This is a genomic window from Francisella sp. LA112445, assembly GCF_012224145.1.
Lineage (GTDB): Bacteria > Pseudomonadota > Gammaproteobacteria > Francisellales > Francisellaceae > Francisella.
In genome coordinates this window covers 410,397-423,332 of sequence record NZ_CP041030.1, presented here as the reverse complement: position 1 = coordinate 423,332, position 12,936 = coordinate 410,397, and the positions used below count along the sequence as shown (strand labels likewise).

Below are 12,936 nucleotides of genomic sequence, written 5' to 3'. Positions count from 1 at the left end.
TTATAACAACAATCAAAAAAAAACACACAAATTATTTACTAAATAATTATGCAACTGACATTGCGATTTTCATTAACTAAAAGATTATATGTCTTGCATGCAACATCACTTGCCATGAAATCCACACTTTTACCATTTCTAGCTAGCTCGCCTATTATCTCAACAGGTGGTATAACCTGTGTCTTGCCAGTTCCTATAATTACAATTTCTGGATTACTCTTGAGGATAAGTTGCAAATGACTTTTCTGAATATCTTTAACCTCTGCTATCTTCTCCTCATAATCAAGAACCTCCGTCGATGATAAAATGAGAGGATAATCATACTCACCAATATTCAGTCTGAACCTACCATTAATATATTCTTTAAAAAAAACTGGCGCAGTTATTTTTTCTTCTTGTAAAGTCATCATAGTAAAAAAACCTTGATTATAATAATATAGTTATCATATATAGAATTATAACTTATCAATATTATATCTAAACCATATTTTAAGGTGATTATGAACTCAATAACTCAAAGTACTGACTTACCTAATCTTTCACAATTTAAAGTAGATGAAGTAAAACCAGCTATAGACTCTTTATTAGAGATCGCTGATAGAAATTTAAAACAAGCTTTAGAAACTAAGGATCCAAGCTGGAGTACATTATTAAATCTAGAAGAAAATGATGAAAAAATCACCCAGGCATTTTCTTCTATCTCGCATATGAATGCTGTTTGTAATTCTAAAGAGCTCCGTGAAAGTTATGAATATGCGATAGCTAAGCTTACAGAATTTTATACAAAAGTAGGTCAGAATAAAGAGTTATACAACCTATATAAACAAGTTCAAAAACAAGATCTTAATAACGAGCAGGCTCAAGCAGTACGTAAAGCTATAGTTAGTTTTGAACAATCAGGTGTAAGTCTTGATGAGTCTAAAAGAAAGCGCCTGCAAGAAATCTCTCAAGAGTTAGCACAACTAAATTCAAAGTTTGAAAACAATGTTTTAGATGCAACAATGGACTGGATATACTCTACAAGTGATGAAAAAGAACTTAAAGGTTTATCAAGTAACACTATTGAAGCTGCAAAAGCTAAAGCACAACAAAAAGAGCTAAATGATGAATACGCTCTTGGTATTGATATCCCAACATATCTTGCCGTTTTACAACAAGCAGATAACAGATCTTTAAGAGAAAAGTTCTATAAAGCATACTGTACAAGGGCATCAAAAGAAGCAGACAATGAGAGCTTTGATAATGATGAAATAATCGGGCAAATACTTAAGTTACGTATTGAGAAATCCGAAATTTTAGGCTTTAAAAACTATGCCGAGAACTCTCTTTTCACAAAAATGGCAGAGACTCCAGAGCAAGTCTTAGAGCTTCTAAATAATCTTTTAGAAAAATCCACTCCTCAAGCAAAAAAAGACCTTAATGAACTACGTAGATTTGCTGAAGACGCTGGCTTAGTTGATGGACTACAACCTTGGGACACAGCTTATTATTCTGAAAAATTAAAAAAAGCCAAGTTTGATTTTACAGAAGAGGAACTAAGAGAGTATTTTCCTCTAGAAAAAGTTCAACAAGGTTTATTTACTATACTTAATAGAATATATGGCTTAGAAATACGCGAAAATACAGAATATGCAAAATATATTGATGAACAGCAAACTTTTGATTTTTATAAAAATAATGAATATATTGGCAGTATAATTTGTGATCTTTTTGCTAGAGATAATAAACGTGGTGGCGCATGGATGGATGGATCACGTACTGCATTTGTTAACTCAGCTAACCAAAAACAAAAACCTGTTGCTTATGTTAACTGTAACTTCCTTGCTCCTTCAAAAGATGGTGCTAACTTAACTCATAATGATGTTATTACACTTTTTCATGAATTTGGTCATGCTTTACACCATATATTATCACAAGTTAGCATACCATCTATCTCTGGGACAAATGGTGTAGAATGGGATGCTATCGAACTACCAAGCCAATTCATGGAGAACTTCTGTTGGAGTGAAGAAGGTTTAGAACTAATGTCTGGCTCTCGTGATGGTAAAATGTTAACTAAAAAGCAAATAGATAAGTTTGTTGGCACAAGAGAGTTCCATGCAGCTTTAATGATGGTTAGACAGCTTGAATTTGCTATCTTTGATATGAATATTCACTATAAAAAACTAACAACAGTAGCAGATGTCCAAAATGAGCTAGATAATATAAGAGAGAAAATAAATCTAATAAAAACTCCTAGCTATAATAAATTCCAAAATGGTTTTTCACATATTTTTGCTGGAGGATATGCAGCAGGATACTATAGCTATAAATGGGCTGAGATATTATCCTCAGATGTTTTTTCTCGTTTTGAGCAAGAAGGAATACTTAGTGATAAAATCGGACACGACCTACTTGAAAACATTATTTCAAAAGGATCTTCACGTGATGCTATGGATAATTTTGTGGCTTTTATGGGTCGCAAACCTAATGAAGAAGCTCTGCTTAGACATAGTGGAATTAGATAAATTATAGCTTTTCGTCATTCTGAGCTCGTTTTAGAATCTCAATTATCACTTTCATAATAAAACAAATATGCAAACAACAAAAATAGGCAACAAAGCAGAGTTACAAGCTTGTAAGTTCTTAAACTCTCAAGGTCTAAAAATTATAGATCAAAACTTTAAAGCCCTACCATATGGTGAAATTGACATTATTGCCCTAGATAAGAATATTTTAATTTTTGTGGAGGTTAAATACCGTAGCAAAACTAGATTTGCTAAAGCTGAAGAAATGCTTACTTATAGCAAACAACAAAAGCTTATAAATGCAGCAAATATTTTCTTACAGCAAAACCCTAACTATGAAAATTATGAATGTCGCTTTGACTTAATTGCTATAAATGAAAATGATATCAACTGGATCAAAAATGCTTTTGGAGTAGCATAAAGAACTTACAAACCACTACAAAGATCAGTAAAGCTACCTGTAACAAAAGAAGCCTTATCACTTAATAGCCATAAAATAGCTTCAGCAACCTCTTCAGGTTTACCTCCTCGATTCATTGGCAAAGTTTCAGCAATCCTATCAACTCTATCAGGCTCTCCGCCATCTGCATGAATATCAGTATATATAAATCCAGGTCTTACACAGTTCACACGTATACCATCGGCAGCTACTTCTTTAGCAAGTCCAGTTGTCAATGTATCAATAGCACCCTTAGAAGCTGCGTAATCAATATATTCAAATGGAGCACCTTTTCTAGAAGCACCAGATGAGACATTGACTATTGCCCCACCTTGACCACCTTTAGCTTTAGACATCCTAACTATCGCTTCTTTACAACAGTAAAAATGACTCATAATATTTGTATTAATAACGGTTTTAATACGCTCTCCACTCATCTGCATTAATGGCATTTTAGTTTTTAAAATACCAACATTATTTACTAAATGAGTGATAGTTCCCATTTCACTATCAATTGTTCTAAATAGTTTTGAAACTTCTTTTTCATCAGAAACATCAGCCTTTATAGCAATGCATTTAGCGCCAATTTCTAAAATCTTGTCTCTAATTTTAAAAGCTGAAGCCTCATCATTGAGATAATTAATACATATAGAATATCCTTCTCTTGCTGCTTGAATTGCTGTTGCAGCGCCAATACCTCTACTTGAACCAGTAATTAGTAAAACTTTGTTATCCATATTGATATACTAAATTTTTCTGTGATTATTAAAGAATATACTTTCAATTGAGTTTTGGAAATATTATTTTCTTTGTAATTAAATCTTCTAACTATTTCGACCCAAAACCCATTTACCGTATATTTATCATAAAAACAATAGAAATATGCATATTTTACCAAGAATTAGATGTTTTGTGATATTATTATATTAGAAAAAAGAAATAATTTAAAAATTTCTAGTTACTACAGTGACACTAAAATCAGTTTAGTCCGTTGACTTTTTAACCGGCTAAAATTCATTACACTATAAAATACATAAAACAATAACCAATATTCTGGAGAAATTATGTTTGAAGAATATATCCAATACTTTAAAAATAACGAAAAAGCTAATTATTCTGACTTTTTAGAATACTGCTATCAAAATAAACTTAACAATAAGTGGTCAGAAATAGAATACAAAAATATAATGCACGAAATTTATACAAAACATTTTAATTTAAAATGTACTATAAACATCACTGGTGAACCTTATTACAGCTAATTTATTATAATATATTTACTTAGATATAAAACGATGATTTTTAATTTATAAACTCTCGGATAATGCAATCAGCTTCTTAGCCTGTAAAAGCTGGTACTCATCAGTTTCATCATAAAGGTTAAGATTTAAATGCCCTACTTTACGCCCTTTTCTAGGCTCTTTATTATAATTATGGATTTTAACTCTATCTAATGAAGATAAGTCTTTTGTCGATGGCATACCACCTATACAATTTAGCATCACCGTTTTTCTACTTGTAGTATCACCTAGAATTAATCCAGCTATAGCTCTTACGTGGTTTTCAAATTGTGATGTAATTGCCCCATCTATACTCCAGTGACCACTGTTATGAACTCTAGGAGCGATCTCATTTACAATCAACTCATCACCCTTAACAAAAAACTCTATTGCAAGCGTACCAACATAGCCAAATTCTTTAATTAATGTTTTTGCAACTTGCTGAGCTTTTGCTTCTAAAACATCATTTTCAAAAGGTGCTTCTGACTCAACTATTATCCCTTGCTTATGAGTATTTTTAGCTAAGGGATAAAACGCAATATTACCTTTAATATCAGCTGTACATATTTGAGAAACTTCATAATCAAAATTAACAAAAGCCTCATATATAAGACCATCAGGTGCATCTTTTAAAGCATTCCAAGCTTTAGCAATATCATCTTGCGATTTAATTACAAACTGACCTTTACCATCATAACCAAATCTGCGTGTTTTAACTATTGCTGGTAATCCATATTCTTTAACAGCATCCTCAAGCTTATCTAAACTATCAATATTAACAAATTTTGCTGTCTTAATACCGTGATCACGCATAAAAGACTTCTCAAGTAAACGATCTTGTGAAATTGCTATAGCTTTAGCAGATGGATAAACATTTACCTCATGATTAACAGCTTTTATAAGCTCATGGGATATATTTTCATTTTCAAAAGTTATCACATCAAATTGTTTAGCCCAATTTACAACATCATTAACTTTATCTAAGTCGATATCTGTAACACTTTTTACAACCTCTTCGGCACAATCACCTGATTTACCTAAACAATGAAACTCTAGTCCAAGAGGCGTACCGGCAATACTTAACATTCTAGCAAGCTGTCCTGCTCCAATAATACCTATTTTCATACCTACTGCTCTCTAGGGTTTGGATTTTCTAAAACAGTCTTAGTTTGATCGGCTCTAAATTTCTCTAGTGCCTGACCTATCTTAGGATTTGTATGTTGTAAAATACTCGCTGCAAAGAGTGCTGCATTCTTACTTCCTGCTACTCCTATTGCAAAAGTAGCAACTGGAATACCTGCTGGCATTTGTACTATAGACAATAAACTATCTTTACCACTTAATGTACTAGATTTAACCGGAACTCCTAATACTGGTAGATCAGTTTTTGCAGCAACCATACCAGGAAGATGTGCCGCTCCTCCAGCTCCAGCGATTATAACTTTAAGCCCTCTTTGTTTAGCAGTCTCAGCATAGCTAAACATTTTATCTGGAGTTCTATGTGCAGATACTACCTCACACTCATAGCTTATGCCTAAGCTATCTAAGATATCGCAGCATTCTTTCATTGTGCTCCAATCAGATTTAGAGCCCATTATTACACCAACATCTATACTCATATATAACTTCTCCCCACATCAAAACCATAAATGTCATACTGAACTTATTAATTAAACTATTTTTTCCAACCTTTAATAACTTCAACCCATGCTTTACTTTCTAAATCTTGCACTTTAACCTTTAAACTTTCAGCAGTTTCATCATCACTAACATCACACTTAAGCTGTAAAATAGTATCTCCAGCATCAACCTCTTCTGTGACTTGATGGATAGTACAACCCGAGATATTATCACCAGCATTAATCACAGATTGATGCACACCAAGATCCATTAATCCCGCATGTTTCGGTAAAAGCGAAGGATGAATATTTAAGATTTTATTTTTAAAGCTATTTATAAAAACAGGACTTAAAATACGCATAAAACCAATCAATAAAATCAAATCTGGATTGTATTTTTCAATTTCATTGACAAGTGTCTTATCGTACTCTTCTCGATCTAGTCCTTTGGCACTTATAAATTTATTTGGAATATTATAGTTCCCAGCTCTTTCTAATATGTATGCAGATTTCCTATTTGAAATAACAACATCTATACTAGCATCTATTTCTTTTGCTGATATAGCATCAATTATAGCTTGCATATTAGTACCTCGCGTTGAACCTAATATTGCAAGTTTTAGCTTAGCCACGACTTATAGCTCCTGATATTTATTACCACGTAATAAATTCATATGCCTTATACGTTTATTGATAAGCTCTTTTGTACCAATATCTGGGCGGTGATACATTTTCCCATAAATATTTTTCACTGCATTTTCAGCTTTTTGCTCAGCTTCTGCAATAGTATCCCCCAAACCAAGCACTGCTATTGCCCTTGATCCTGTACCAATCAGCTTACCATCTTTATAATCAACAGCCCCAAGAAAAAGCTCAACATTATCTGGACACTGTGAAATATCAATTTCAAAGTTTTTAACCGATTGATTCGGATAACCTAATGGTACTAGATATTTACATACACTTGCTTGTTTTTTAAAGCTTGAATTTACTTTTCCAAGTGTCCCTTTTGTTATTGCTTCAGCAATCTCAACAAAATCAGTCTCAAGTAAAGTCAATAAGTTCATCGCCTCAGGGTCACCAAAGCGAGCATTGTACTCAATAACCTTTGTATCATTTTTAGTAGCCATAAAGCCACCATAAAGGATACCTTGATATGGTTTACCAAATTTCTCTGCTAGCGCATGCACTACTTTTTCATTTATTTCTTTAGCTCTTTGAATATCCTTATCAGATAAAAATGGTAAGCTATGATCTGCATCAGAGTATGTTCCCATACCACCCGTATTAGGACCTTTATCACCCTCATGAGCTCTTTTATGATCTTGCACAGCTGGCATATGGATAAAATTTTTACCATCAGTAAATGATATTAGAGAAAACTCTTGTCCAACCAACTTCTCTTCAATTACAAACTCTTTCCCTGCATCTACTAATGACTGGCAATGTTTAATAGCTTCAGACATACTGTTTAAGTGATCACCCCATACAAGTACACCTTTACCTCCGCAAAGCCCATCTGCTTTAATCACAAATTGCTTAGCATATTTCTTTAGAGTCTCCTCAACACCATCCATTGAATTAAACTTTTTAAAGTATGGATTAGCACCTATTTTATAATCACGGATTAAATCTCTAGTAAAGCCTTTAGATGTCTCTAATTGTGCTAGATCCTTTGTTGGACCAACCACTCCTATACCATGAGCTTTTAAAGTATCTGCAAGCCCAACTTCTAAAGGAGCTTCTGGACCAATTATAGCTATATTAATATTTTGTGCCTTTGCATATTCTAAAACGGCATCACAGTCACAAATATTAGCAACCTTATAGCCTTGTGCTATTTTATCAATACCTGGATTCACCGCACCACTAATACAATAAAGATTATTCTCGATAGCGCTCTTCTTAACAGCTTCAGCAATAGCATGTTCTCTACTACCTGAACCAACTAGAAGAATATTCATTTGTTTCTCCGTATTTAAATAATTTGTAACATTTTCAGCAATACGCTGATTTATATTTTCTAAATCTTTTGGTAGCTCAAACTTCTGTCCAGTTATCATTTCAAAAAGTGTTATATATTTTTGTGATAGCTCAACAATCAGATCTTCAGGTGCTTCAGGTAAAACCTCATCTTTATATGGATCACAATTTTTAGCAAACCAAAGTCTAAAGAACTCTTTATCAATATTTTCAGGTTCTAAACCTTTCTCAACTCTATCAGTATAAGTGCTTTCTAGCCAAAACCTTGAACTATCTGGTGTATGTATTTCATCAATTAAAATAATTTCGCCAGTTTTCTCATCAATACCGAACTCATATTTAGTATCTGCTAGGATTAACCCATGCTCTAGTGCTTTTTGTTGACCAAATTCAAAAAGTTCTAATGCCTTTTGTGAAGCAAAATCCCATTGTTCCTGGGTTAACCAACCTTCTTTGACAATATCTTGTGCAGAAATTGGACGATCATGATCTTGCTCTTTGGTAGTTGGTGTTAAGATATTTTGCGGAAGTTTTTGGTTTTTGACTAAACCCTCAGGCAAAATATTACCACAATAATCACGACTACCATCTTTGTAATGTGTCCATAAAGAAGTAGATGTTGAACCTGTTATATAGCCTCTAACCACAAATTCAATTGGTAATACTTTTGCTTTTCTAGCAATTACAACATTTGGATCTGGCGATTCTATAAAATGACTTTTGACAATATGAGCAGTTTCTTTAAACCACCACACTGATGATTGCGCAAGTATCTGTCCTTTAAAAGGAATAAACCCTAAAGATCTATCAAATGCAGACTGTCTATCTGTAGATATCAAGATACTTTTATCATCAGTAAAGTACATATCTCTAACTTTACCAGTGTACTTATCTTTAATATCAAGGTTTGTTGATTTTAAAACATTTTTTATATTATTTACGATAATCTGTTTATCAATCATTAGATGATTTCCACCTTACCTGAATTTGTAATTTTACCTATTTGATATAGCTTAGTATTAGTATGTTTTTCAGCAAGCTGTCGCATTTTCTCGTATTGATCTTGGCTAGCAATAATAGTCATACCTATACCCATATTAAATGATCTATACATCTCAAACTCACTAATTTCACCTATTCTCTGCATTACCTTAAAAACTGCAGGTGTCTTAAAGCTATCTTTAGAAATCTGTGCGCCTAAACCTTTTGGTAACACGCGTGGAATATTCTCAATAAAACCACCACCTGTAATATGTGCCATACCTTTAATATCAACACCATCATCTAGAAAATCATGAATAATATTTGTATAGTTGATATGAGGCTCAAGTAACACATCACCTATTGTTTTACCGTCTAGTTCAGGATATGTATCTGTATGCTTATTACCAGCCACATCAAAAAATAATTTACGTGCAAAAGAATAGCCATTTGTATGCAGCCCTGATGAGCTTAGTCCAAATACAACATCACCCTCTTTGATATTTTCACCATTGATAATCTTATTCTTATCAACGACTCCTGTAATAACACCCACCATATCAATCTCACCAGCTTGATATACCCCAGGCATTTCTGCAGTTTCACCACCTACCAAAGATACTCCACACTCTGCACAAGCTTTTGACATTCCTTTAACAAGCTCTTCCATAACTTCAGGATCTAACTTATCATGAGCAACATAATCTAGAAAAGTAATTGGCTTAGCTCCCATCACGACAATATCATTAGTAGCAGCTGAAAAAAGATCATAACCAAGATTCTCAAACTTACCGCACATCACAGCAACTTTAGTCTTTGTACCAACACCATCAATAGATTGTACTAGAACAGGATCATCATATTTGTTAACGATGTCTTTTAATGAATAAAGTGAGCCAAAGCTTCCCAAGCCAGTCAGAACATCTTTTGTGAACGTCCTTTTCACATGATCTTTCATTCTTTCTACAGCTTGATTTCCTGCTTCAATATTTACTCCAGCATCTTCATATTTTAAGCTTGCCATTTTAAATTCCTTTTCTACGTACTTTTGTCTAGCAATAACAACAGTCAAACCACCTTTGAAATTAGGTAGTTTGACTAATATAACTACTTGATGAAATTAATCCTCATTCTGCTCTTTACAACACTGAAATGTATTATATAAAAGCTCTGTAATTGTCATAGGTCCAACGCCTCCTGGTACAGGAGTAATAGCAGAAACCTTATCTTTCACATTTTCAAAGTCAACATCGCCACATATTTTTCCATCCACATGGTTTATGCCAACATCAATTACTACAGCTCCAGGCTTAACCATATCTGCTGTTATAAAGTTATGCTTACCTACCGCTACAATCAATATATCTGCCTTAGTCGTATGTAACTTAAGATCTTGTGTAAACCTATGACAAGTTGTTACAGTTGCCTTCGCATTTAATAACAACTGTGAAACTGGCTTACCAACTATATTACTCGCACCAACTACTACAGCATAAGCACCTTCAGTTTTTATACCATACTCTCTTAGCATAGTCATAATACCTTTAGGAGTACATGACTCAAGACACTTCTTATCTCTTAGTTGAAGCCTACCCACATTTGTAGGATGAAAACCATCCACATCCTTCTCAGGTTTGATATTGTATATAATCTTTTGCTTATCAATATGCGCAGGTAAAGGAAGTTGTACAAGAATCCCATTAACACCATCATCATTATTTAACTTATGTATTAATGCTAATAATTCCTGTTCTGTAGTTGTCTCAGGTAAAGTAATCACTTCAGAGTCAATACCAACTTTTGCACAGGCTTTTTCTTTAGAGCCAACATAAGTTTTACTAGCCGGATCATCACCAACTATAATAGCTACAAGCTTTGGAGTTATTCCAGTATTATTCTTATATTCTTTTACTTGATGAAATAGTCTTTGTTTTAGACTTAATGAAAGGGCTTTACCATCGATTAAAATCATAGTTAATTTTCTAAGATACAAATTAAGATTTATGCCTATATAATAACAAATTTATAAGGCCTTTTGACATTTTTTTGAAACTATTTTTTGAACTAAAGGTACAATAAATTTAGATTTAATTTTACAACATTTCTCTATTTTTCATCCAGTAATATATATAAGTTGTGCTATATAAGCCTATAGCTACACCAAATATAACATCACTAGGATAATGAGCTGCTATTATCACTCTACTACCAGCAAATATTACAATCAACACATACCACATGTATTTTAATCTTGGAACCATATACATAAATGCTAAAAACATCGCAGCTACTGTTATTGAGTGCCCAGATGGCATACTTGCAAAATCATATCCAGGTGCATGAAAATGCTCAAAATAATGAGATCCATATTGTAAAAAGAACTTAGGACGAGCTCTTCCTATGATCATTTTTAATATTTGACCAAAAATACCACTAATTGCAACTGTGGCAATCATAAATCCAGCATAAACTGACAGCTTATTAAACAAAGACTCAAACTTCTCAGAAATCTTTCTAGGATCACAAATTAGCCTTGCAAGAATAATAACCACACAGATTATGAGAATATATTCAGCTTTTCCTACATTTGTAATATCTCTAAAAATAGTATCAATAATATGAGGCATAGAATGTTTGATATAGTCCTCAACAGGAGTATCAACATTATAAAACACAAATACTACAACCAACATTATAGGTATAAAGGTATATTTTAATTGTAAGTATTTAGGAATTTTCTCATTTAAAACTTTCGGTTTTTTGAAAAAACTCTTTAACTGATCAAAATTATTTTTAACTATTTGTTTCATTATTTTTATACATAAATCCTGCTATAAAACAAGTATAACAAAGATTTGCGTTACAAATCACAAAAAAATCATCTTTAGGTTTATTAAATAAATTTAATTATTTTTTTCAAAAATCGCTTGAATGAGGCTTTTTTATGTCTATAATTGAAGTTACCTGATGGTAAGGTGACTTTTCTCCAAACCTTCAGAGAAATGTAAAATAACCTATAAGGAAAATATCATGAAAAACTTAAAAGCAAAAACTCAAAAAGGTTTCTCACTAGTTGAGTTAATGGTTGTTGTTGCTATCATTGCTATCTTAGCAGCAGTAGCTATCCCTATGTACTCTAATTACACTACCCGTGCAAAGGTTAGTAGTGAAATATCTAAATTAGGCGGAATCAAAGCTCAAGCAGCTGAGGCTCTAACTCAAACTGATGGAAGTACACAAAAGAATAACCTGATTGCTGCTGCTAACACTGATGCTAATACTCTAAGCAGTGGCTCTACAGTTGCAGTTAGTGGTTCTACTGCTGTTGTAATCGACTATGTAATGGATACTGCACAAGTACCTGCTGGTGATATTCGTTTGACTGGTACTGCTTCAAATGGTGCTGTAACTTGGGCATGTGCAATAGAAGGTAACGGTAACTATACTTCAAGTACTGTTCCTGCTGACTGTACTATTGCAAACTAATAGCTAATAATTAAATACATTTCATTCTTTAAATTCATTTTAATCACCTTTCAAAAATAAATTGAAATAGGTTTTTTCTCTTAATAATTAATTAGATTTTTTTACTGTTGATATTTAAAATCAGATTTTAGCAAAACTTTAATTTTTTATTATTATCAAAGTTATAAGAATATGTAAGGAACTAAGTAATGATGAAAAGAATGAAAACCAAAGAAGGCTTTTCTCTGGTTGAATTGATAGTTGTAGTTACCATTATTGCTATTTTAGCAGCTATCGCAATACCTATGTACTCACACTATAGAGAGCGTGCTACTATTATAGATTCGATATCAAAAGTTGGAAATATAAAAACACAGATTGATGAGCATCTAAACTTTGGAGATAATATAGCTGATTTAACTTTTACAGATATACCTACTGGAATTTCTATAATAAATGGTACAGACTCTAGTGGAACTATTGAGATAAACCTAAGTCAAGCAGCTCCAAATGTATTTAATGATACAAATGACATAATTAGACTAACTGGTTCTATAACTAATGATAGTGTAATACAGTGGTCATGCTCATACAATAGCAATGCCTCTGATCTAACAACTAGTAATGTACCAAGCACCTGCCCAAACACATTTTAACAGCTA

The 12,936-nt window shown here is 32.8% G+C and carries 13 protein-coding genes; 4 read left to right on the top strand and 9 right to left on the bottom strand.

The window, feature by feature from the left end; translation table 11 throughout:
• Positions 1 to 38: 38 nt before the first annotated feature.
• Positions 39 to 410, bottom strand: a complete 372-nt coding sequence (locus FIP56_RS02155; RefSeq protein ID WP_192577335.1) for an Mth938-like domain-containing protein — start codon at positions 408 to 410, stop codon at positions 39 to 41.
• A 90-nt stretch (positions 411 to 500) separates the two neighbouring features.
• Between FIP56_RS02155 and FIP56_RS02150 the strand changes: the two genes are divergently transcribed.
• Together FIP56_RS02150 and FIP56_RS02145 are read left to right on the top strand one after the other, a co-directional pair.
• Positions 501 to 2,507 carry a M3 family metallopeptidase gene (locus FIP56_RS02150; RefSeq protein ID WP_192577334.1) on the top strand — a complete coding sequence of 669 codons (2,007 nt, stop codon included), beginning with the start codon at positions 501 to 503 and terminating at the stop codon, positions 2,505 to 2,507.
• A gap of 67 nt (positions 2,508 to 2,574) precedes the next feature.
• Complete coding sequence (locus tag FIP56_RS02145) at positions 2,575 to 2,928, top strand: YraN family protein (protein WP_192577333.1); 354 nt, start codon at positions 2,575 to 2,577, stop codon at positions 2,926 to 2,928.
• A 5-nt stretch (positions 2,929 to 2,933) separates the two neighbouring features.
• Here the strand turns inward: FIP56_RS02145 and FIP56_RS02140 are convergent, their stop codons facing one another.
• The 8 genes from FIP56_RS02140 to lpxE form a co-directional block, all read right to left on the bottom strand.
• Positions 2,934 to 3,683, bottom strand: a complete 750-nt coding sequence (locus tag FIP56_RS02140) for an SDR family oxidoreductase (RefSeq protein ID WP_192577332.1) — start codon at positions 3,681 to 3,683, stop codon at positions 2,934 to 2,936.
• A gap of 570 nt (positions 3,684 to 4,253) precedes the next feature.
• Positions 4,254 to 5,351, bottom strand: coding sequence for a 5-(carboxyamino)imidazole ribonucleotide synthase (locus tag FIP56_RS02135; RefSeq protein WP_192577331.1), 1,098 nt, complete (start codon positions 5,349 to 5,351; stop codon positions 4,254 to 4,256).
• Between the two features lie 2 nt (positions 5,352 to 5,353).
• Positions 5,354 to 5,845: a 5-(carboxyamino)imidazole ribonucleotide mutase gene (purE, locus tag FIP56_RS02130; RefSeq protein ID WP_192577330.1), complete on the bottom strand. Its 492-nt coding sequence runs from the start codon at positions 5,843 to 5,845 to the stop codon at positions 5,354 to 5,356.
• Positions 5,846 to 5,901: 56 nt separating this feature from the next.
• On the bottom strand, positions 5,902 to 6,477 hold the full coding sequence (gene purN / locus FIP56_RS02125; RefSeq protein WP_192577329.1) for a phosphoribosylglycinamide formyltransferase: 576 nt from the start codon (positions 6,475 to 6,477) through the stop codon (positions 5,902 to 5,904).
• A gap of 3 nt (positions 6,478 to 6,480) precedes the next feature.
• Positions 6,481 to 8,790, bottom strand: coding sequence for a phosphoribosylamine--glycine ligase (gene purD / locus FIP56_RS02120; protein WP_192577328.1), 2,310 nt, complete (start codon positions 8,788 to 8,790; stop codon positions 6,481 to 6,483).
• Positions 8,790 to 9,833 carry a phosphoribosylformylglycinamidine cyclo-ligase gene (gene purM, locus FIP56_RS02115; RefSeq protein WP_192577327.1) on the bottom strand — a complete coding sequence of 348 codons (1,044 nt, stop codon included), beginning with the start codon at positions 9,831 to 9,833 and terminating at the stop codon, positions 8,790 to 8,792. Before purM ends, purD begins: the two co-directional genes overlap by 1 nt.
• Positions 9,834 to 9,929: 96 nt before the next feature.
• Positions 9,930 to 10,781 (bottom strand): bifunctional methylenetetrahydrofolate dehydrogenase/methenyltetrahydrofolate cyclohydrolase FolD, encoded by an 852-nt coding sequence (gene folD / locus FIP56_RS02110; RefSeq protein WP_192577326.1) that lies wholly within the window; start codon positions 10,779 to 10,781, stop codon positions 9,930 to 9,932.
• A 121-nt stretch (positions 10,782 to 10,902) separates the two neighbouring features.
• Positions 10,903 to 11,622 carry a lipid A 1-phosphatase LpxE gene (lpxE, locus tag FIP56_RS02105; RefSeq protein ID WP_192578834.1) on the bottom strand — a complete coding sequence of 240 codons (720 nt, stop codon included), beginning with the start codon at positions 11,620 to 11,622 and terminating at the stop codon, positions 10,903 to 10,905.
• Positions 11,623 to 11,839: 217 nt separating this feature from the next.
• On the opposite strand from lpxE, the gene FIP56_RS02100 reads away from it, so the two are divergent.
• Together FIP56_RS02100 and FIP56_RS02095 are read left to right on the top strand one after the other, a co-directional pair.
• Entirely contained in the window at positions 11,840 to 12,295 is a 456-nt protein-coding gene (locus FIP56_RS02100) for a pilin (RefSeq protein ID WP_192577325.1), read from the top strand.
• Between the two features lie 200 nt (positions 12,296 to 12,495).
• Positions 12,496 to 12,930 (top strand): prepilin-type N-terminal cleavage/methylation domain-containing protein, encoded by a 435-nt coding sequence (locus FIP56_RS02095; RefSeq protein ID WP_192578833.1) that lies wholly within the window; start codon positions 12,496 to 12,498, stop codon positions 12,928 to 12,930.
• Positions 12,931 to 12,936 lie beyond the last annotated feature (6 nt).